At 60.0% G+C, this 20,723-nt stretch carries 17 protein-coding genes and 2 riboswitches; of the genes, 8 read left to right on the forward strand and 9 right to left on the reverse strand.

Annotation, left to right across the window (positions count from 1 at the left end; translation table 11 throughout):
- Window positions 1-271: 271 nt before the first annotated feature.
- A complete protein-coding gene (locus BM174_RS00990) occupies window positions 272-478 on the forward strand; it encodes a cold-shock protein (RefSeq protein ID WP_093921956.1) in 207 nt (68 codons plus the stop codon).
- An 82-nt stretch (window positions 479-560) separates the two neighbouring features.
- Here the strand turns inward: BM174_RS00990 and BM174_RS00995 are convergent, their stop codons facing one another.
- Window positions 561-1,226, reverse strand: coding sequence for an arylesterase (locus tag BM174_RS00995; RefSeq protein WP_177209392.1), 666 nt, complete (start codon window positions 1,224-1,226; stop codon window positions 561-563).
- A gap of 48 nt (window positions 1,227-1,274) precedes the next feature.
- On the opposite strand from BM174_RS00995, the gene BM174_RS01000 reads away from it, so the two are divergent.
- The 4 genes from BM174_RS01000 (at window position 1,275) to BM174_RS01015 (ending at window position 5,873) form a co-directional block, all read left to right on the forward strand.
- Window positions 1,275-1,943, forward strand: a complete 669-nt coding sequence (locus tag BM174_RS01000; protein WP_093921958.1) for an ABC transporter ATP-binding protein — start codon at window positions 1,275-1,277, stop codon at window positions 1,941-1,943.
- The gene (locus BM174_RS01005; RefSeq protein ID WP_093921959.1) at window positions 1,940-4,456 is read left to right on the forward strand and encodes an ABC transporter permease; all 2,517 of its coding nucleotides are present in this window, start codon (window positions 1,940-1,942) and stop codon (window positions 4,454-4,456) included. The genes BM174_RS01000 and BM174_RS01005 overlap by 4 nt, the downstream gene beginning before the upstream one ends.
- A 19-nt stretch (window positions 4,457-4,475) precedes the next feature.
- Window positions 4,476-5,339, forward strand: coding sequence for an inositol monophosphatase family protein (locus tag BM174_RS01010; RefSeq protein WP_093921960.1), 864 nt, complete (start codon window positions 4,476-4,478; stop codon window positions 5,337-5,339).
- A gap of 117 nt (window positions 5,340-5,456) precedes the next feature.
- A complete protein-coding gene (locus tag BM174_RS01015) occupies window positions 5,457-5,873 on the forward strand; it encodes a hypothetical protein (protein ID WP_093921961.1) in 417 nt (138 codons plus the stop codon).
- Window positions 5,874-5,943: 70 nt separating this feature from the next.
- On the opposite strand, the gene gcvP is transcribed toward BM174_RS01015, so the two are convergent.
- The 3 genes from gcvP to gcvT all read right to left on the reverse strand — a co-directional run bounded on the left by gcvP (window position 5,944) and on the right by gcvT (window position 10,372).
- Window positions 5,944-8,790, reverse strand: coding sequence for an aminomethyl-transferring glycine dehydrogenase (gcvP, locus tag BM174_RS01020; protein WP_093921962.1), 2,847 nt, complete (start codon window positions 8,788-8,790; stop codon window positions 5,944-5,946).
- A gap of 63 nt (window positions 8,791-8,853) precedes the next feature.
- On the reverse strand, window positions 8,854-9,213 hold the full coding sequence (gene gcvH, locus BM174_RS01025) for a glycine cleavage system protein GcvH (protein WP_093921963.1): 360 nt from the start codon (window positions 9,211-9,213) through the stop codon (window positions 8,854-8,856).
- 34 nt (window positions 9,214-9,247) lie between these two features.
- A complete protein-coding gene (gcvT, locus tag BM174_RS01030) occupies window positions 9,248-10,372 on the reverse strand; it encodes a glycine cleavage system aminomethyltransferase GcvT (protein ID WP_093921964.1) in 1,125 nt (374 codons plus the stop codon).
- A gap of 71 nt (window positions 10,373-10,443) precedes the next feature.
- Window positions 10,444-10,520: riboswitch (glycine riboswitch) on the reverse strand.
- Window positions 10,521-10,607: riboswitch (glycine riboswitch) on the reverse strand.
- 90 nt (window positions 10,608-10,697) lie between these two features.
- Between gcvT and BM174_RS01035 the strand changes: the two genes are divergently transcribed.
- Window positions 10,698-11,288 (forward strand): gamma-glutamylcyclotransferase family protein, encoded by a 591-nt coding sequence (locus tag BM174_RS01035; RefSeq protein ID WP_093921965.1) that lies wholly within the window; start codon window positions 10,698-10,700, stop codon window positions 11,286-11,288.
- A gap of 137 nt (window positions 11,289-11,425) precedes the next feature.
- On the opposite strand, the gene gltX is transcribed toward BM174_RS01035, so the two are convergent.
- Window positions 11,426-12,763, reverse strand: coding sequence for a glutamate--tRNA ligase (gene gltX, locus BM174_RS01040; RefSeq protein ID WP_093921966.1), 1,338 nt, complete (start codon window positions 12,761-12,763; stop codon window positions 11,426-11,428).
- 261 nt (window positions 12,764-13,024) lie between these two features.
- Between gltX and carB the strand changes: the two genes are divergently transcribed.
- Complete coding sequence (gene carB / locus BM174_RS01045; RefSeq protein ID WP_093921967.1) at window positions 13,025-16,393, forward strand: carbamoyl-phosphate synthase large subunit; 3,369 nt, start codon at window positions 13,025-13,027, stop codon at window positions 16,391-16,393.
- Window positions 16,394-16,630: 237 nt separating this feature from the next.
- Window positions 16,631-17,755: a beta-ketoacyl-ACP synthase III gene (locus tag BM174_RS01050; protein WP_093921968.1), complete on the forward strand. Its 1,125-nt coding sequence runs from the start codon at window positions 16,631-16,633 to the stop codon at window positions 17,753-17,755.
- Window positions 17,756-17,887: 132 nt separating this feature from the next.
- Here the strand turns inward: BM174_RS01050 and BM174_RS01055 are convergent, their stop codons facing one another.
- The 4 genes from BM174_RS01055 to proC form a co-directional block, all read right to left on the reverse strand.
- Window positions 17,888-18,493, reverse strand: a complete 606-nt coding sequence (locus tag BM174_RS01055; protein ID WP_093921969.1) for a thymidine kinase — start codon at window positions 18,491-18,493, stop codon at window positions 17,888-17,890.
- A 127-nt stretch (window positions 18,494-18,620) separates the two neighbouring features.
- On the reverse strand, window positions 18,621-19,571 hold the full coding sequence (locus BM174_RS01060) for a 2-hydroxyacid dehydrogenase (RefSeq protein WP_093921970.1): 951 nt from the start codon (window positions 19,569-19,571) through the stop codon (window positions 18,621-18,623).
- Window positions 19,568-19,906 (reverse strand): tRNA-binding protein, encoded by a 339-nt coding sequence (locus BM174_RS01065; protein WP_093921971.1) that lies wholly within the window; start codon window positions 19,904-19,906, stop codon window positions 19,568-19,570. Before BM174_RS01065 ends, BM174_RS01060 begins: the two co-directional genes overlap by 4 nt.
- A complete protein-coding gene (gene proC, locus BM174_RS01070; RefSeq protein ID WP_093921972.1) occupies window positions 19,887-20,714 on the reverse strand; it encodes a pyrroline-5-carboxylate reductase in 828 nt (275 codons plus the stop codon). Before proC ends, BM174_RS01065 begins: the two co-directional genes overlap by 20 nt.
- Between the last annotated feature and the right edge of the window lie 9 nt (window positions 20,715-20,723).

Below are 20,723 nucleotides of genomic sequence, written 5' to 3' on the forward strand. Positions count from 1 at the left end.
GCTGAGGCTGGCTGAGGCGGTTCAGGCCCTAAAAGGCGAGTATTTCTCGCCCTTAAGGTGCCAATTTGCGCGACGGGCTCAGTCGGCGGGGTACCGCCGGAACAAGCAAAGCCTATAAAAATGCTTGATTTTTAACCGCGCCTTTCCAATATCTACCACGCGACGCGAATGAATATCGACCACTGCTCCTCAAGAGGCTCAGGACGATTCACTTTCGACAGAGCCACGCTGCCACATTCTGTGGGCAGGACAAACGACAGGAGACACGGTCATGGCAACTGGCACCGTAAAATGGTTCAACACTACTAAAGGCTTCGGCTTTATTGCGCCTGATGGCGGCGGCAAAGACATCTTTGTGCACATTTCAGCAGTCGAGCGCGCAGGCCTCACCGGCCTTGCTGACAACCAAAAGGTGACTTTCGACATCGAATCAGGCCGTGATGGCCGCGAAAGCGCCGCCAACCTCGCGTTGGCCTAACGCACGCGCAGAAGCATCAGATGGGCGATTGTGTTATTGCCCATCTTTCCAATCGCCCGAACCTCTCAGGAAATCGTGGCGATCAATTGCCAGATACTGATGACGCGCCGTCCTGCAATTTCTCGACAAGCGTCAGCACCTGCGGCCCAACTTCCGTCACAACGAGTGCGACCCCTTCTGCATTGGGGTGGATGCCGTCAGGCTGGAAGAACGCACGCAGGCTGGCCATATCCGTGGCCTCGTGCCCTTGCCTGATCCCCGCAAAGAAATCGGGCATGAAAACCGCGCCATAGTCTTCTGCCAGATCGGAATAGAGCGCGTCGAAACGGCTCTTATACTCTGCACCAAAGTTCTGTGGCGCTTCCATACCAATCAATAGAACATCAACCTGTTTGGCGGCGGCGGCCTTCAATATCCCCTCCAGATTGATGCGGGCCTGATCGGGGTCCAACCCGCGCAACAGATCATTCCCGCCCAGCGCCACGATCATCCCGTCCACATCCGGCGTCAGCGTCCAATCGACGCGCGACAGCCCGCCCGCAGTAGTATCGCCCGACACGCCTGCGTTTATCAGCGTCACCTCGGCTCCTTCGGCGGTCAGCCAATCTTGCAGTTGCGGGACGAAACCCTCCTCCTGCGGCAGACCATAGCCCTGCGTCAGACTGTCGCCCAAGGCGGCAATAACCAGTTCTTTTGCCTGTGCCGAGCCGGCCAGACACAAAACAATCGCGATCATGAACTTGCGCATCACGCTCAAACCTCCATATGCAACAGGACCCTAACAGAAGGCCCGCCCGTGACCGACCCTGTATTCCAACTCCAAGATGTGACTTTAAAACTCAAGGGCAATGCCGGACCGATAGATATTCTGCGCGGTGTATCGCTTGAGGTAACCAAGGGCGAGACCGTGGCGTTGACCGGCCCATCGGGATCCGGGAAATCCTCGCTCTTGATGGTGATGGGCGGGCTGGAGCAAGCCACGGGCGGCTCTGTCCTCGCCTTGGGCCAGAACCTTAGCACCATGAACGAAGACGCCCTGTCGCGGTTCCGTCAGGGGCGCATGGGCATTGTGTTTCAATCGTTTCATCTGATCCCGACGATGACGGCGCTGGAAAACGTCGCCACCCCGCTGGAGTTGGCAGGCGTATCGAACGCTTTTGAGCAGGCCGAAGCAGCCCTCTCCGCTGTGGGCCTTGCCGCGCGTATCAACCACTATCCAACCCAGATGTCGGGCGGCGAGCAGCAACGTGTCGCGCTGGCCCGCGCCTGCGCGCCCCGCCCCGCGATCCTGCTTGCAGATGAGCCGACCGGCAATCTCGACAGTGTCACGGGCGCAACGATCATGGATTTGCTCTTCGAGATGCGCGACAGCTACGGCGCGACCCTCGTGTTGGTTACCCATGACCCGGCCCTAGCGGTGCGCTGCGACCGTGCCATATCCCTCGCCGACGGGCGCGTCGCATGAGCCTTGCCCACGCGGCCCGCTTTGCCCGCCGTGAAATGCGCGGCGGTCTGCGCGGTTTTCGCCTGTTCATCGCTTGCCTGGCCTTGGGCGTTGCCGCGATTGCGGCGGTCGGCTCGGTTCGGGCTGCCATCGAAGGCGGATTAAAGCGCGAGGGAGCCGCCTTGCTTGGCGGTGCCGCAGAGCTTGATTTCACCTATCGTTTTGCCTCACCTGAGGAGCGTGACTGGATCGAGAGCCGCGCCACTGCAGTCTCCGAAATTGCTGAATTCCGATCTATGGCCGTGGTCGCTGACGAGCGGACCCTGACGCAGGTCAAAGCTGTCGACGCCGCCTACCCCTTGCTGGGCACCGTCGCGCTGGAGCCCCCGATGCCGCTTGCCGAGGCGCTCGGCGATTACCCCGCTGGGCCCGGTGCGGTGATGGAACGCGCCTTGGTCGACCGGCTTGGTCTGAGTGCAGGCGATAATTTCAAACTGGGCGACAAGACCTTCCACCTGTCTGCGGTGCTGACCCGCGAACCTGATAGCGCGGCGGGCGGCTTTGCCCTCGGGCCGCGCACCTTGCTGCGCCGCGCAGCGCTCGACGGGTCGGGGTTGCTAGCGCAAGGCACCTTATTCAACAGCAAATACCGCCTGACCTTGGCCGAGGGCACCGATCTCGACACCCTGAAGTCACAGGCGCAGACCGAGTTCGCCAATAGCGGCATGCGCTGGACCGATGCCCGCAATGGCGCGCCCGGCGTCGCGCGTTTCGTCGAACGGATGAGCGCGTTTTTGATCCTTGTCGGCCTGTCGGGGCTGGCGGTTGGCGGGGTCGGCGTTTCTGCTGCGGTGCGCAACTATCTGCAGAGCAAGACGCAGGTGATCGCGATCCTGCGGGCCTTGGGCGCGGACCGTGCGACAATCTTCCAGACCTATCTGATCCAGATTGGGGCGTTGTCACTTTTGGGCGTCGCCATAGGCGTGGTACTCGGTGCGCTGGTGCCGCTGTTGCTGGCCCCGCTGATCGAGGCGCGACTGCCGATTCCTGCGGCCTTTGCGATCTATCCCGCACCATTGGCCGAAGCGGCGATTTACGGCATTCTGACCGCACTTGCCTTTACCCTATGGCCGCTGGCCCGCACCGAACAGGTCCGCCCTGCAACGCTGTTTCGCGATGCGTGGCAAGGGGCACAGCGCTGGCCAGCACCGCGGTACATCATCATCACCATCCTGCTCGTAGCCGCGCTGGTTGGGTTGGCAGGACTGTTCAACGGCTCATGGTGGCTCACGCTGACGACATTGGGCGGCATCGCAGTTGCGTTGGTGTTGCTGAGCCTTGCGGCCCTCGCAGTGCGGTATCTAGCACGTAAGGGCGCGCGCATGGCACGCGGTCACCCGCGCCTGCGATGGGCGCTGGCCGCGATCAGCGGGCCGGGCGAAGGGGCGGGCGCCGTTGTGCTGTCTTTGGGGCTGGGCCTGTCCGTACTCGCCGCTGTCGGGCAAATCGACGGTAACCTGCGCATGACGATTTCGGGCAACCTGCCAGATATCGCGCCCTCCTATTTCTTCGTCGACATCCAGAAAGACCAGATGGCGGGCTATACCGAACGGCTGGAAAATGACCCCGCCGTCAGCCGCATCGATACCGCGCCAATGCTGCGAGGCGTGGTGACCCGCATCAATGGCAAGCCTGCCAAGGATGTTGCGGGCGATCATTGGGTCGTGCGCGGTGATCGGGGCCTGACCTATGCCGCCAGCCCGCAAGAGCATGACACCCTCACCCAAGGCGCATGGTGGGCTGCCGATTATGACGGACCACCGCTGATCAGCTTTGCCGCCGAGGAGGCCGAGGAGATTGGCCTCAAACTTGGCGATACCCTCACCGTGAACGTGTTGGGCCGCGACATCACCGGCACCATCGCCAACTTCCGCGAAGTAGAATTCTCCGGCGCAGCGCTGGGGTTCGTTATAACCATGAATCCCAAAGCGCTGCAGGGTGCGCCGCATACCTTCATCTCTACGGTCTATTCCTCCCCCGAGGCCGAAGCCGCGATCCTGCGGGATCTGGCCAACGCCTATCCCAATATCACCGCGATCCGTGTGCGCGACGCCATCGACCGCGTGGCCGAGGTACTCACGGGCCTTGCCGCCGCCACGTCCTACGGGGCGCTGGCGACGCTGTTGACCGGTTTTCTGGTGTTGATCGGCGCGGCCGCAGCGGGTGCTGACGCCCGCACCTTCGAGGCGGCAATGCTGAAAACCTTCGGCGCCTCGCGCCGCGCCATAGCCGCCAGCTTTGTCCTGCGCGCCGCCCTTTTGGGGCTGTTTGCAGGAACCGTCGCCCTGCTCGCGGGTATCTTAGGGGGCTGGGCCGTTAGCCGCTTTGTGATGGAAACCGATTTCAGCATCATCTGGTCCTCGGCCCTGATGATCGTGGCAGGGGGCGTTATGGCGACAATTCTAGCGGGCCTCGGCTTTGCCTTGGCATCGCTCAATGCGCGCCCTGCCCAAGTGTTGCGCGCCCGCGAATAACCTATTTTGAGGAACCGAAATGACCGACAACCTGCCCGCCGCCCCAAAGCCTGCGCTGACGACTGCACAGCAACAGCATGTGCTAAATATCATCCGGCGTGCAGCAAAGGCCGAGATCATGCCACGATTCCGCAGCCTCGCCAGCTCTGACATCGCCAGCAAATCGCGCCCCGATGATCTGGTGACCGCTGCCGACACCGCCGCCGAAACCATGATCACCCGCGCCTTGCAAACCGCCTTCCCTAGCGCGCTGGTGGTCGGCGAAGAGGCCGTCGCTGCTGATCCGACATTACTCACTAAGATCGCGGAAGCCCCGCTGGCGTTTATCATCGATCCCGTCGACGGCACGTGGAACTTCGCCCACGAGCTTGCCGTTTTCGGCGTCATCCTTGCCGCCACACAGTTCGGTCGTCCGGTCTTTGGCCTGATCTATGATCCGGTTGCGGATGACTGGGCAATCGCCGACAGCGACAGTTCTGCACGGCTGGAACGCGCGACAGGCACCTCACGCACCCTGCACGCTGCGATCGGTAAGCCGGTCGAAAAACTTGCAGGCTACATCCCTCTCAACCTTTTCGCCCACCACCTGCGCCCCAAAGTAGCAGCGGCTCTGCCCAGCTTTGCGCGCAGCCACACCCTGCGCTGTTCGGCGCACGAATACCGGATGATCGCGCAGGGCCACACAGATTTCCTGCTCACCGCCACATTGCACCCATGGGACCATGCCGCCGGTGCGCTGATCTGCGCCCGCGCAGGGGCGCATGTGGAGATGCTGGAAGGCGGCGAATACTCCGCCGGGCGGCACGAAGGTCATCTGCTGGTCGCTCCCGACAAGGCCACGTGGAACCGCCTGCAGAAAATATTCTCATTTTTGCTAGAATGAGCATTTATTCGCCTAAAGGTAGGCCAAATACGGAACTCCTCCCGCCTCATAAAGGTTAATCCTGCAGCAAAAGAGGGCCATGACGATCCGGCCCGCCTCAAAAACAGGAGTTTCGTTATGCTTAGCTATCTTAAGAAAGGCACGATCACGCTCGCCACGCTTGCCGTTGTTGGCATGCCACTCGCCGCAACCGCACAAACTGCGACAATCTCGGGCCGCGTACAGGAGTTGCCATCCCCTGACACTAACGTAGCTGTACAAGCTGCGACCCCGACCACGGCGGCCACAGCGGTAAAAGTCCGTACGGCACCCCAGCGTAATTTGGTTCCTATCAGGCAGGTGAAAAAAGTGTCGAAGCCGATCATGGCGATCCGCAACGACAATTCAACCGCGCCGCTCCAGATCCCTGCGGAATTTAATCCGCCAGCCGGCACTTGCCGTCTGTGGTATCCAACACGCCCAGTTGCACAGCAACCCGGCCTCACAGATTGCAGCGCTACGATCCCGCGCGGTGCGATCAAATTGTTGGGCTAATCAGTCTCTACAGAGAGCCGTTCTTAAAGAACCACCCCGCAATTTGTGCGGGGTGGTTTTCTTTTTAAACCTACTCCGCCGCTTCGGCATAGTCTTCCATCGGCGGGCAGGTACAGATCAAGTTGCGGTCGCCATGCACGTTATCTACACGGTTGACCGGCGGCCAGTACTTGTCGACGCGGAATGCACCCGGAGGGAAGCAGCCCTGCTCGCGGCTGTAAGGCCGGTCGCCCCATTCCAGCACCAGATCCTCGACCGTATGTGGCGCGTTTTTCAGCGGGTTGTTCTCCGCATCCATCCGGCCTTCTTCGATCTCACGGATCTCTTCGCGGATCGCCAGCATCGCGTCGCAGAACCGGTCCAGCTCGGCTTTGGTTTCGCTCTCCGTTGGCTCAACCATCAAAGTGCCCGCAACTGGAAAGCTCATTGTCGGCGCGTGGAAACCACAGTCGATCAAGCGTTTGGCCACATCGTCAACGGTAACCCCCGCGGTCTTTTCAAACGGGCGCACATCAAAGATACATTCATGCGCCACGCGGCCGGACGGGCCTTTGTAGAGTACGTCATACGCGCCTTCCAACCGCTTGGCGATGTAGTTGGCGTTCAGGATGGCTACGCGCGTCGCCTGCGTCAGCCCCTCGCCGCCCATCATCAAGCAATAGGACCACGAGATCGGCAGCAGCGAAGGTGAGCCAAAGGGAGCCGCTGAAACCGCAGTCCCCCCCGCGTTCGGATGGCCCGGCAGATGCGGCACCAGATGCGATTTCACGCCAATCGGTCCCATGCCCGGCCCGCCGCCGCCATGCGGAATGCAAAAGGTCTTGTGCAGGTTGAGGTGGCTCACATCGCCGCCCAGATCGCCCGGACGGCTGAGCCCGACCATCGCGTTCATATTGGCCCCGTCGATATAGACCTGTCCGCCGTGCTCATGGGTGATGCGGGTCACGTCCGTCACGGTTTCCTCGAACACACCATGCGTCGAAGGATAGGTGATCATGCAACCGGCAAGGTTTGCCGAATGCTGCTCGGCCTTGGCGCGGAAATCATCGAGATCAATATCGCCGTTCTCCGCCGTTTTGATCACCACGACCTTCCAGCCGACCATCTGCGCCGAGGCAGGGTTGGTGCCATGCGCGCTCATCGGGATCAAACAGATATTGCGATGCCCCTCGCCCTGCGCCCGGTGATAGGCCGCAATGGTCAGAAGCCCTGCATACTCGCCCTGCGCACCCGAATTAGGCTGCATCGAAATCTCGTCATAGCCGGTAATATCGCACAGCTTGGAGGACAGATCGTCGATCAACTCCTTATAGCCCAACGCCTGATCGGCTGGCACATAGGGGTGGATCAGCGAAAATTCCCGCCAGCTTACCGGCATCATCTCGGCGGCCGAGTTCAGCTTCATCGTGCAGGACCCCAGCGGGATCATCGCGCGGTCCAGCGCCAGATCGCGGTCCGCCAGACGCCGCATATAGCGCATCATTTCGGTCTCGGCGCGGTTCATGTGAAAGATCGGATGCGTCAGGTAAGTCGAGGTGCGTAGCATCTCGCTTGGCACACGGTATTCAGGCGTGAAATCATCATCGGCCTGCGTCAGCCCGAAGGCCCGCCAAACCGCTTCGATGGTGTCCGGACGGGTGCGCTCATCAAGGCTGATACCGACGCGGGTTTCACCGACACGGCGCAGGTTGATGCCCTCATCCACGGCGGATTTCATCACCGCCGACTGCAGCGGGCCGACATCCACGGTGATCGTGTCAAAGTAATCTTTCGGGTCGACCTTGAAACCCGCGCTTTCCAACCCTTTGGCCAGACGCACAGTCTTGCGGTGGATCCGCTGGGCGATCGCCTTCAGCCCCTCCGGCCCGTGGAACACCGCATACATCGACGCCATAACCGCCAGAAGCGCCTGCGCCGTACAGACGTTCGATGTCGCCTTCTCGCGGCGGATATGCTGCTCGCGGGTTTGCAAGGACAGACGGTAGGCACGGTTGCCATGTGCGTCGATTGACACACCAACAATCCGCCCTGGCATCGCGCGCTTCATCGCATCACGGCAAGCCATATAGGCCGCATGTGGCCCGCCATATCCTTCAGGCACGCCAAACCGCTGGGTCGAGCCGACGGCGATATCCGCCCCCATCTCACCCGGTTCTTTCAACAGCGTCAGTGACAGCGGGTCTGCCGAAACGATCCCGATCGCGCTCGCCTCATGCAAAGCCGCGATATGGCTGGTATAGTCCCGCACGTGGCCGTACGTGCCCGGATACTGGAAAATCGCTCCAAAAACCGCGCTCGCATCCATCTTCTCAGGATCGCCGATTATTAGCTCGATCCCCAAAGGTGCCGCCCGCGTCTGCATCACCGCGATGTTCTGCGGGTGACAATCCCGATCGACAAAGAATGCCGTTTTCTTCGACTTCGACACCCGCTGCGCCATGGTCATCGCCTCGGCGCAGGCTGTTGCCTCATCCAGCAAGGACGCATTCGCCACTTCCAGCCCCGTCAAGTCGCTAATCATGGTCTGGAAGTTCAAAAGGGCCTCAAGCCGCCCCTGACTGATTTCGGGCTGGTAGGGCGTGTAGGCCGTGTACCACGCAGGGTTTTCCAGAATGTTTCGCTGGATTGCCGGCGGCGTCACCGTGCCGTGATATCCCTGCCCGATCAGCGAGGTCAGAACCTTGTTCTTTCCCGCCACCACGCGCATATGCTCCAGCACCTCTCGCTCGGACATCGCCTTGCCAAAATCCAGCGGCTGCTTGGCGCGGATGGCCTTCGGCAGCGTGTCGTCAATCAATGCCTCCAGGGACGCGGCACCCACGACCTTGAGCATGTCTGACATCTCGGCCGGAGACGGCCCGATATGCCGACGGTTGGCGAAGTCATATGGCAAGTAATCTGTCGGCTTGAATGTCATGACACTTTGTCTCTTCTTGACTAAAAATATCCCCGCCGGAGGCTCCGACGGGGGCAGCGCATATTACGCGATGAATTTCTGATAGGCAGCTTCATCCATCAGATCGTCCATCTGCGACGGATCGCTGAGCTTCATTTTAAAGAACCACGCTTCGCCCTGTGGATCATCATTCACCATACTGGGGTTATCGGTCAGAGGCGTGTTCACTTCGGTAATTTCGCCGTCCACCGGCGCCAGAATATCCGACGCGGCCTTGACGCTCTCGATCACCACAACCTCGTCGTCTTTGCTGACGACCGTACCCTCGTCGGGCAGTTCCACGAATACAACATCGCCCAGCTGCTCTGCGGCATGGATGGTGATGCCGACAACCACTTCGTCACCCTCGACGCGCAGCCATTCATGCTCTTCGGTAAATTTCATCTCTGTGTTCCCCTGTTGGAATCGTCTGTTCGGTTTAACGTTTAAAGTTTGCGGCAACGAACGGCAGTTTGGCAACGTGCAACGGCATCCTTTTGCCGCGCACCTCGCCCCAAAGCGCCGTGCCGACGGCGGCATGTTCGGTGCCGACATAGCCCATGGCAACCGGCCCGCCCACGGTCGGCCCAAAGCCGCCGCTGGTCACGGTGCCGACCTGCTGGCCGCCTTCGGCCGCATCAAAGACCGCCACGCCCTCGCGCATCGGGGCACGCCCTTCGGGCAAAAGCCCCACGCGCTTGCGGCTCACACCAGACGCAAAGGCATCCAGTACAGCCCCCGCCCCGACATAGCCGCCGGCACGGTCGCCATCCTTGCGGCGTACCTTCTGGATCGCCCAAAGCAATGAGGCCTCCACCGGATTGGTCTCCGCATCAATGTCATGACCGTAAAGGCACAATCCTGCCTCCAGCCGCAATGAATCCCGCGCGCCAAGCCCGATCATCTCGACCCAGTCGTGGGCCAACAACGCCTGCGTCATAGCAGCAGCCTGCGCGGCAGGCACCGAAATCTCATAGCCGTCCTCGCCGGTATACCCCGAACGCGACGCCCAAACCGCAACGTCGCCTAACTGCAAATCCCGCACATCCATAAACCGCATCGCCCCCGTTGCAGGGTCGAGCGCGGCAACAGCAGCCTCGGCCTTTGGGCCCTGCACGGCAATCAACGCGCGGTCGGTCAATTCGGTGACAGTCACTTGCGGCTCCAGCGCCGACTTCATCCGCGCGATATCCGCATCCTTGCAAGCAGCATTCACCACCACAAACAAATCATCGCCGCGTCGCGCAAACATCAGATCATCGTCGATCCCGCCCGCTTCATTGGTAAAAAATCCATAGCGCTGGCGCCGGTCTTCCAAGCCCAGCACGTCCATCGGTACCAGCGTCTCGAACGCCAAGGCAACCGACTCCCAGGATCCAGCTGACAAGATCACCTGCCCCATATGGCTGACATCAAATATGCCTGCGGCCTCGCGGGTCTGCTGATGTTCTTTCATCACGCCCAGCGGATATTGCACCGGCATCTCATAGCCCGCGAACGGCACCATCTTGGCGCGCAGTTCTACATGCAAATCGTAAAGCGGCGTGCGTTTCAAATCGGTCATTCCGGTCCCCTGCCCAATACCGGAAGTCATCGACCAAACCGGCACATGCGTGCCGCATGATGCGACCCACCCGTGCCCCCTCTGTCCTGTCGCCTGAGATCGTTATCCCTTCGGCGGATGCACTTGGCATCACTCTCCAGAGTGTTCGTGTTGCGTCGCGGTCCTTGGGCCTGAGAGTTTCCGGGGCGGTTGCTCCTTCGGCATCAACTTGCGTCGATTCTCCCGTGACGTTGGCGCAGTGGTAGTGTGCCGCTGCCCCTGTCGTCAAGCGTGCTCATGCAGGTGGTTGAACAGATTGCAGCCGCGTGATTTAACCCAGCACGTTATGATCCCATATTTTTTCGGCTACGGTAGCCTCGTCAACCGCAACACACATGCCTACCCCGACGCCCAACCGGCGCGCCTGCAAGGCTGGCGTCGCAGCTGGGTGCGCACAGGTGGCCGCGACACCGTATTTCTCAGCGTAAAACCGGACCCAGACAGCACCATTGAAGGGCTGATTGCCGCAGTGCCCGGTGCCGATTGGGTTGCGCTTGATACCCGCGAGGGAGGGTATCAGCGGATTGCCTCGGGCGGTGCCGTGGTCCACGGTCTGGCGCCAGCCCCTGATATCTCGCACTACCGCGTGCCTGATGAAAGCGCTTTGGCTCAGGGCCATCATGTGATCCTGCTCAGCTATCTGGATGTCGTCGTCCAAGGGTTTCTGCGCGAATTCGGGGAAACCGGCGTGGATAATTTCTTTGCCACCACCGACGGCTGGGACACACCGGTCCTGAACGACCGCGCCGAGCCGCGCTATCCGCGCGCCCAAGCGCTGACCAGCGCAGAAACCGCATCGGTCGATGATCACCTGACCCGCCTATCGGCGCGCGTGAAACACCGCAGTCAAACGGTCACTGAAACTGAAAAACCCTAGGCCCCGACGCCTCAACTCACCGCTGTGGCCAAAATTCGGCCCGCGCTTCATCAACTAGCGTGCGCCGAATTTCATTTGGCCAAAAAACTCCCTGCGAAGCGATCCTATGGCCCGCAACAAGCCGAGCGGCCTGCGGATCAGGCCCGCGCTTTCACAACCTGCATCAAGGGCATCACACCCGCCATCTCTGGCCCGTGCTCCTGCCCGGTCAGCGCCAGCCGCAAAGGCCGGAACAACCCGCGCCCCTTGCGCCCGGTGGCCTCTTTCACAGCAGAGGTCCAACTGCCCCAAGTGGTCTCATCAAATGGCATCTCTGGCAACAAAGCCATCGCCTCGACGATAAACGCCTCGTCGCCATCCTCAATCACCGGATCGGCCCCATCGCGGAACATTTCCCACCATGCCTTCAGATCATGCAAGGTCTCGATATTCTCGCGCGTTGCCTCCCAAAAAGCCGGTACCTTATCCGCAGGGACACCAAGTGCGGCAATCTCGTCCGCCACCTCATCGTAAGTCAGGCCAGCCAAATACCGCCCGGTCAGCGGAAACAAATCTGCCACATCAAACTTGGTCGGCGCCGAGCCGAAATGCCCGATGTCAAACCCGTCAATCAGGCTCGCCATTTCGCTGCGCAACTCGACCGGATCAGACGACCCCAACCGTGCCATCAGGCTCAGCAAGGCAAATGGCTGCACCCCTTGTGCACGCAAATCGCGCAACGCCAAAGTGCCCAAACGCTTGCTCAAGGCTTCGCCCTGCGGCCCGGTCAACAACGAGTGGTGCGCAAAAGACGGCAATGTGCCATTGCCCAAAGCCTGCATGATCTGGATTTGCGTCGCGGTGTTGGTCACATGGTCCGACCCGCGCACAACATGGGTAACGCCCATCTCGGTATCATCAACAACCGACGCCAGCGTATACAAAATCAACCCGTCACCGCGGATCAACACAGGGTCCGAGACACTGGCCGCATCAATCGAGATATCGCCCAGAATGCCGTCTTTCCACTCGATCCGCTGCTGGTCGAGCTTGAAGCGCCACACACCGGCACCGCGCTCGCCGCGCAATTTGTCCTTCTCGGCATCGCTCAATGCAAGCGCCGCGCGGTCATAGACCGGCGGCTTGCCCATGTTCAGCTGCTTCTTGCGCTTCAGGTCCAACTCGGTCGGTGTTTCGAATGCTTCGTAAAACCGGCCCTTTTCGCGCAACTCGTCTGCTGCGGCACGGTACTTGTCCATGCGCTCAGACTGCCGCTCGATCCGGTCCCACTCGATCCCGAGCCATGTCAGGTCTTCTTTAATTCCGTCGACATACTCTTCTTTGGAGCGCTCCGGATCGGTGTCATCAATCCGCAAAATGAACGTCCCGCCCGCCTTGCGTGCGATCAAAAAGTTCATCAGCGCCGTGCGCAGGTTTCCGACGTGGATGTAACCGGTCGGCGAAGGGGCAAATCTGGTGACGATGGGGCTGGACATAGCTGATCTCCTGTTGCGCGCCGGAGTGTCACAGCAAGCCGGATTTGTCCAGTTATCACGCACAGCCCCCACAGCCGCCGCGCGCCGCCTATAACTCCATTTGACCATAAATTTCCCGAGGCTTTGGCGGCTGCCCCCCAATCCTCCCTTGCACCCTGCCCCTTCTTCCCTATAAGGCGGAGCAATTTTGTCGCGCCCGGACCTCTCTGCCACTTCCGCGCGCCGGCACGACCTGAAATAGCTGCACAAAGGGGCCAACCGATGCCAAAAAGAACCGACATCAAGTCGATTATGATTATTGGCGCGGGTCCTATCGTGATCGGACAGGCCTGCGAATTTGACTATTCCGGCGCACAGGCCTGCAAAGCCCTCAAAGAAGAAGGCTACCGTGTCATTCTCGTCAACTCCAACCCTGCGACGATCATGACCGATCCAGGGTTGGCAGACGCGACCTATATCGAGCCAATCACCCCCGAAATCGTCGCCAAGATCATTGAAAAGGAGCGCCCCGACGCGCTGCTGCCGACCATGGGCGGCCAAACCGGCCTCAACACCTCGCTGGCCCTCGAAGAAATGGGCGTGTTGAAGAAATTCAACGTCGAGATGATCGGCGCCAAGCGCGAAGCGATTGAGATGGCCGAAGACCGCAAGCTCTTCCGCGACGCGATGGACCGTCTGGGTATCGAAAACCCCAAAGCCACCATCGTCACCGCCCCCAAGGGCGCCAACGGTAAAAAAGACCTCGCCGCGGGCGTGGCCATTGCTGTCGAAGCACTCGATTATGTCGGCCTGCCTGCCATTATCCGCCCCGCCTTCACGATGGGCGGCACCGGTGGCGGCGTGGCGTATAACCGCGAAGATTACGAGTTTTTCTGCCGTTCGGGCATGGACGCTTCGCCAATGGGCCAGATCCTGATCGACGAATCCCTGCTCGGCTGGAAAGAGTTTGAGATGGAGGTGGTGCGCGACACCGCTGACAACGCGATCATCGTCTGCGCGATTGAAAACATCGATCCGATGGGCGTGCACACCGGCGACAGCATCACCGTGGCGCCTGCGCTGACCCTGACCGACAAAGAATACCAGATCATGCGCAACCGCTCGATCGCGGTATTGCGCGAAATCGGCGTGGAAACCGGCGGCTCCAACGTGCAATGGGCCGTTAACCCCGCCGATGGCCGCATGGTGGTCATTGAGATGAACCCCCGCGTGTCCCGCTCTTCGGCGCTGGCCTCCAAAGCCACCGGCTTCCCGATCGCCAAGATCGCCGCAAAGCTCGCCGTCGGCTTCACGTTGGACGAACTCGACAACGATATCACCGGCGTCACGCCAGCCAGCTTTGAGCCGACAATCGACTATGTCGTCACCAAGATCCCGAAGTTCGCCTTCGAGAAGTTCGCCGGGTCAGAGCCAAACCTAACCACCGCGATGAAATCGGTGGGCGAAGCCATGGCCATCGGCCGCACCTTCCACGAGTCGATGCAAAAAGCGCTGGCCTCGATGGAATCGGGCCTGACAGGCTTTGACGAAATCGCCATCCCCGGCGTTTCGGCGGACCATGCGAAACTGGGCGAACTCACGCCCGAAGCCCATGCCGCCGTCACCCGCGAACTGGCCCGTCAAACCCCTGACCGCATTCGGGTGATTGCCCAAGCGATGCGCGTCGGACTGTCGGACGACGACATCAACCACATCACCAAATACGATCCTTGGTTCCTTGCGCGCATCCGCGAGATCATCGACGCCGAGGCCGTGGTTCGCGCCGAAGGCTTGCCGCTGACCGAAACCGGCCTGCGCCACCTCAAGATGATGGGCTTCACCGATGCCCGCCTCGCAATCCTGACTGGCCGCAACGAAGACAACGTGCGCCGCGCCCGCTTGAACCTCGGCGTCAAAGCCGTGTTCAAACGCATCGACACCTGCGCCGCCGAGTTCGAGGCCCAGACCCCCTATATGTACTCGACCTACGAAGCGCCGATGATGGGCGATGTAGAATGCGAAGCCCGTCCGAGCGACCGCAAAAAGGTCGTTATTCTCGGCGGCGGCCCCAACCGGATCGGTCAGGGGATCGAGTTTGACTATTGCTGCTGCCACGCCTGCTATGCGCTGACGGATGCAGGCTATGAAACCATCATGGTCAATTGTAACCCCGAGACGGTCTCGACCGACTATGACACCTCAGACCGTTTGTACTTCGAGCCGCTGACCTTCGAGCATGTGATGGAAATCATGCGTGTCGAGCAGGAAAACGGCACCCTGCACGGGGTGATCGTGCAATTCGGTGGGCAAACCCCGCTCAAGCTTGCCAATGCCCTGCAAGAGGCCGGAATTCCAATCCTCGGCACCACGCCCGATATGATCGACTTGGCCGAAGACCGTGAGCGTTTCCAGCAGCTTGTGCAGCGGCTTGGCCTCAAGCAGCCCAACAACGGTATCGCCCATTCCGACGCTGAGGCGCTGGAAATTGCCGCCGACATCGGCTTCCCGCTGGTGATCCGGCCGTCTTACGTATTGGGAGGCCGCGCGATGGAGATCGTGCGCGACCAAGCCAGCCTAGAGCGCTATATCCGCGAAGCCGTCGTGGTCTCGGGCAAAAGCCCTGTTTTGCTAGATAATTACCTTTCGGGCGCGGTCGAGCTAGACGTTGACGCGCTTTGCGACGGCAAGGACGTGCATGTCGCTGGCATTATGCAGCATATCGAAGAGGCGGGCGTCCACTCCGGTGACAGCGCCTGTTCGCTGCCGCCCTACTCGCTGAGCCGCGAGATTATTGACGAGGTCGAGGTCCAGACCCGCAAGCTGGCGCTGGCACTAAATGTGGTTGGCCTGATGAACATCCAGTTTGCGGTCAAGGACGGTGAAATCTACCTCATCGAAGTTAACCCCCGCGCCTCGCGGACAGTACCATTTGTCGCCAAGGCGACCGACAGTGCCATTGCTTCCATCGCCGCGCGGATCATGGCGGGCGAGCCGCTCTCCAACTTTCCGCTGCGCGCCCCCTATGATGCACAAGCCGCCTATGAAGACGTGCTGCCGCTGGGCGATCCGATGACCTTGGCGGACCCGAACATGCCTTGGTTCTCGGTTAAGGAAGCCGTGCTCCCCTTCGCTCGCTTCCCGGGTGTGGATACGGTCCTTGGCCCCGAAATGCGCTCTACCGGCGAGGTTATGGGTTGGGATCGCGATTTCCCCCGCGCTTTCCTGAAGGCGCAGATCGGTGCGGGCAACCCACTGCCGCGCGACGGCTGTGCCTTCTTGTCGATCAAGGACAGTGACAAAGGCGACGACATGCTCACCGCCGCACGCATCCTGCTGGAGCAGGATTTTTCCATTGTCGCTACCCGTGGCACAGCAGCTTGGCTGACAGAAAACAGCATTGCCTGCGAGACCGTGAACAAGGTTTATGAAGGCCGTCCCGATATCACCGACATGATGAAAGACGGGCGCATCAATCTGGTCATGAACTCCACGGAAGGCACGCAGGCTGTGGAGGATTCTAAGTCGATCCGCAGCATCGCGCTTTATGATAAGATCCCTTACTTCACGACCGCCGCAGGCAGCTATGCCGCAGCGCTCGCGATCAAGGCTCAAGCCGAAGACGAAATCGGCGTTAAAAGCCTGCAAGGGTAACCATTAAGGCTGCGGGCAGACCTCTTTTGCCCGTGGCCAATCCTTTCTCCCCCCTTTGAGTTTTTTGCGTTGCTCTCTTGGCAAATATACCGGCCAACCGCTAACTTGGGCTTAACATGCGCAGGTGATCTCTCCCGAGCGACCCTCAAGCCGTTTAACCATTGGTGCTTCGTTAACCTAGCAAGGCTTTATATGCCCACCGAAGCAGGCTAACCTGCCGCAATTAAGAGGTTTACCATGTACACACCAGCGATCACCGGAACCGGCGTTTTCACCCCTGAACAGGTCATCACCAACGCCGAGTTGGTCGCGTCCTTCAACGCGTATGTCGACCTCTACAATGCGGAAAACCAAACAGCGATCGAGGCCGGTGACCTGTCTGCCAAAGCGCATTCGTCCGAAGAATTTATCGTCAAAGCCTCCGGCATTGAACAACGCTATGTCATGGATAAAACAGGCATTCTTGATCCGACCGTGATGCACCCCCTATTGCGGCAGCGCACGGACGACGAGCCGAGTATTATGGCCGAAATGGCGTTGGATGCGGCGACCAAAGCGCTAGCCGCCGCGGGCAAAACAGCCGCTGATGTGGATGCCGTCATTTGTGCCGCGTCCAACCTGGAGCGCGCCTATCCAGCGGTGGCCATCGAAATACAGGACCTGCTGAAAATCAACGGCTTCGCCTTTGACATGAATGTCGCCTGCTCTTCGGCGACCTTTGGCATTCAGGCCGCTGCCGATATGGTCCGCTCTGGCTCGATCCGCTCGGCGTTGGTCGTCAATCCAGAGATTTGCTCCGCCCATCTGGAATGGCGCGACCGTGATTGCCACTTTATCTTTGGAGACGTGGCAACGGCGGTTCTGATCGAGCGGGCCGAGGATGCAACTGGTCCCTATTTCGAAATTAAATCAACGCGCTGCGCCACCGAGTTCAGCAATAATATTCGCAACAATAACGGCTATTTGCGCCGCTCCCGCCCAGATGGTGTAGCGGATCGGCGCGACATGCAATTCATGCAAAATGGCCGAAAGGTTTTTAAAGAAGTTCTGCCGATGGTTGCGGATCACATCGGCAATCATATGTCTGCCGAGGGCGTTCAAGCCTCTGATCTCAAACGCATATGGCTGCATCAGGCCAACAAGTCGATGAACGATTTTATTGGCAAAAAAGTTCTCGGTCGTGAACCAGAAGCGGGCGAACAGCCCAATATCCTTCAGGATTACGCGAATACCTCTTCTGCCGGATCAATCATCGCTTTTTCAAAGTATTCCGACGACTTGAGTGATGGCGATGTCGGGCTGATCTGCTCGTTTGGCGCAGGATATTCAGTGGGATCTGTGCTGGTACAACGGCACGGCTAACGCTGTGAAGACTCTGTTAACCCGTTGTGTATAACGTGAAGCACTTCGCGCGGCTTCATCAAAATTTTCTGACAGTGAACCGCACAATCGCTGTCTCAGTCTAATCGCTTGCTGGGTCTTGCAAGGCGATGCTCAGTGCACGGGCGCCTCTTGCTCTTCATGTTCACGAAGTGCCTCAAACCAGTGTTTGCGGCAGACGGATTTGTAGGTCGAATTGCCGCCGATCTGCACCTGCGGGCCGGTGAAAACCGGGTTACCCGTCTCATCAAATCGCAACACAGCCGTCGCCGCCCGACCGCAGTCGCAGATTGAGCGCATTTCGCGGATGACATCTGCCACAGCCAGCAAGGCCGCTGAGCCCGGAAAAGCCTGCAGCCGAAAATCCGTGCGCAATCCATATGCCAGGACCGGCACCTTCAATTCGTCCACGCCACGGGCCAGCTGCATTACCTGCTGGGGCGACAAGAAATGTGCCTCATCGCACAGCACAGCGGCCACTTTCGCCTGCGCCGCTGGCACCATGATCTTCTCAAATAGGTCTTCGTCGGGGGCAAAAGTTTCGGCGACGGATTCCAAACCCAGACGGCTGGCAATCCGGCCCTCACCGGACCGTGTGTCCAGCGCGGCGGTCAGCAAGAGGCACTCCATGCCCTTCACGCGATAGTTATGCTGGGTTTGCAGCAGCAACGTCGATTTGCCCGCGTCCATTGATCCCCAGTGAAAGAACAGTTTTGCCATGACGTTTCCCTTGCCGATTTGCGACATCAGATAGTGGCTATTGCACGGGGGCGAAACTGGAAATGTTCCATTTCGGCCCGCGCGATTGCCGTCGCCGAAAAGGGGCAATCGCGCATCGAACAGATTTTTACACGCGGTTAGGCGGTTCCTTCATCGCAAAGAACGCTTGCAAATTTTTGACGGCAAGCTGCCCCATATCCACACGCACCTCCCGCGCAGCAGTACCTAAATGCGGCAATAGCACCACGTTATCCAGATCCCGCAATGCCTGTGGGACATGCGGCTCGCCCTCATAGACATCAAGCCCTGCGCCGCCGATTGTTCCACGTTGCAGAGCATCAATCAGCGCCGCCTCATCGACCACGTCTCCGCGCGAAATGTTGACCAGATGGGCATGTGGACGCATCGCCGCAATGATGTCGGCATCAATCAGGTGGCGCGTCTCGGCACCGCCTGGAACGGCGAGGACCAGCACATCGACCTGCCCCGCCAGCAACCCAAGTTCACGCAGATTTTCGGCGGGAAAATCCAGCTCCTTTGGGCTGCGGCTGACATATTTCACCGACATTCCGAACCCGAAATGGCAACGCTTCGCGATCGCCTGCCCGATGCGCCCCATCCCCACAATCCCGACCGTTTTGCCGGTCAGATGCAGGCCAAGCATCTGGGTCGGATGCCAACCCGCCCAATTCCCCGAGCGGACCAAGCGCTCGCCCTCGCCCGCGCGCCGCGCACTCATCAGCATCAGCGTCATAGCTGTGTCGGCGGTCGCATCCGTCACAGCGCCCGGTGTATTGGTGACGACCACGCCCGCCCCCGCTGCGGCTTTGACGTCGATGTGGTTAAAGCCGACGCCGAAGTTCGCCAGTATTCTGCAACGCGGAGCCGGGACTTCGGCAAACACATCCGCCGAAAAGGCATCGCCCAATGTCGGCAGTACGCCGTCGAATTCCCGCAAGGCATTACGCAACTCATCATTGCCAAGCGGTGTGTTTTCCTGCCGCACGACAAGGTCGAAACCGCTCAGAAGGTCAAGCACCTCATCCGGCAAAGGTCTTGTGATCAATATTTTTTTCAATGCATCCGTCCGCCACGTTTCACAGCCTGATCCGGCCCGATTAACACAATCTCTCCGCTCTCGTCGGGCAGCCCTAAAACAAGGACCTCCGACATAAACGGCCCAATCTGGCGCGGCGGGAAGTTGACCACCGCCATCACCTGCCGACCTACCAGCGCCTCGGGCGTGTAATGCGCAGTGATCTGCGCCGAGGTTTTGCGCAGCCCGATTTCGTCGCCAAAATCGATCCAAAGTTTGATCGCTGGCTTGCGGGCCTCGGGGAAAATCTCCGCCCGTGTCACGGTGCCGACGCGCACATCGACCTTGAGAAAATCGTCAAAGTTGATCTCCGCCATTCGCCAGCTCCCGTGCACGGTCAGCAGCCGCTTTCACGGCCTTTTTCAGCAAGGCCGGGAAGCCGTCAGTCTCATTCATCAAAACCTCGAGAGCCGCCTGCGTAGTGCCATTCGGGCTGGTCACGTTCACCCGCAATTGCGCCGGCGTTTCTTCGGCTTGCATCGCCAAGGCTCCTGCCCCGGCGACGGTGGCTTTTGCCAATGTCATTGCCATGTCCGCAGGCAAGCCCTGCGCCTCGCCTGCCGCAGCCATCGTTTCAATCATGTGGAAAACATAGGCGGGGCCGGAGCCGCTAACCCCTGTGACCGCGTCGATCTGGCCTTCGGTTTCAAGCCGGACGACCTGACCGACTGCACTCAGCAACATCTCGGCTTCGTCCAGCGCTTGCGCGCCCGCAGGGCCATTGGCTACGATCGCAGTGATGCCTTGGGAGATTGCCGCAGGTGTGTTGGGCATGGCGCGGATAATAGGGGTTTGATCGCCCAGAATGCTTTCGAAAGTGCCGATGGTGACGCCCGCTGCGACGCTGATAAACAGGGTCTCGCCATTGCCCATCGCCTGCAACGTCGGCAGCGCATCGGCCATCATCTGCGGTTTGACCGCGACAAGTACAATCGCGGGCGACGCAGGCAGATCAGCGTTCAGGTGAACCCCCTGCGCGCGCAGCCAGTCGGAGGGATGCGGGTCCATCACCCAGACGGAGGTGGCGGGAAGGCCACGGGCCAACCAGCCTGCCAGCATCGCCGACCCCATTTTGCCACAGCCCAGCAAAACCAGACCTTGCTCTGCGATACGACCGTTTTCCATATAATCTTC

Origin of the sequence: Sulfitobacter brevis (assembly GCF_900112755.1) — a bacterium.
Classification (GTDB): domain Bacteria; phylum Pseudomonadota; class Alphaproteobacteria; order Rhodobacterales; family Rhodobacteraceae; genus Sulfitobacter; species Sulfitobacter brevis.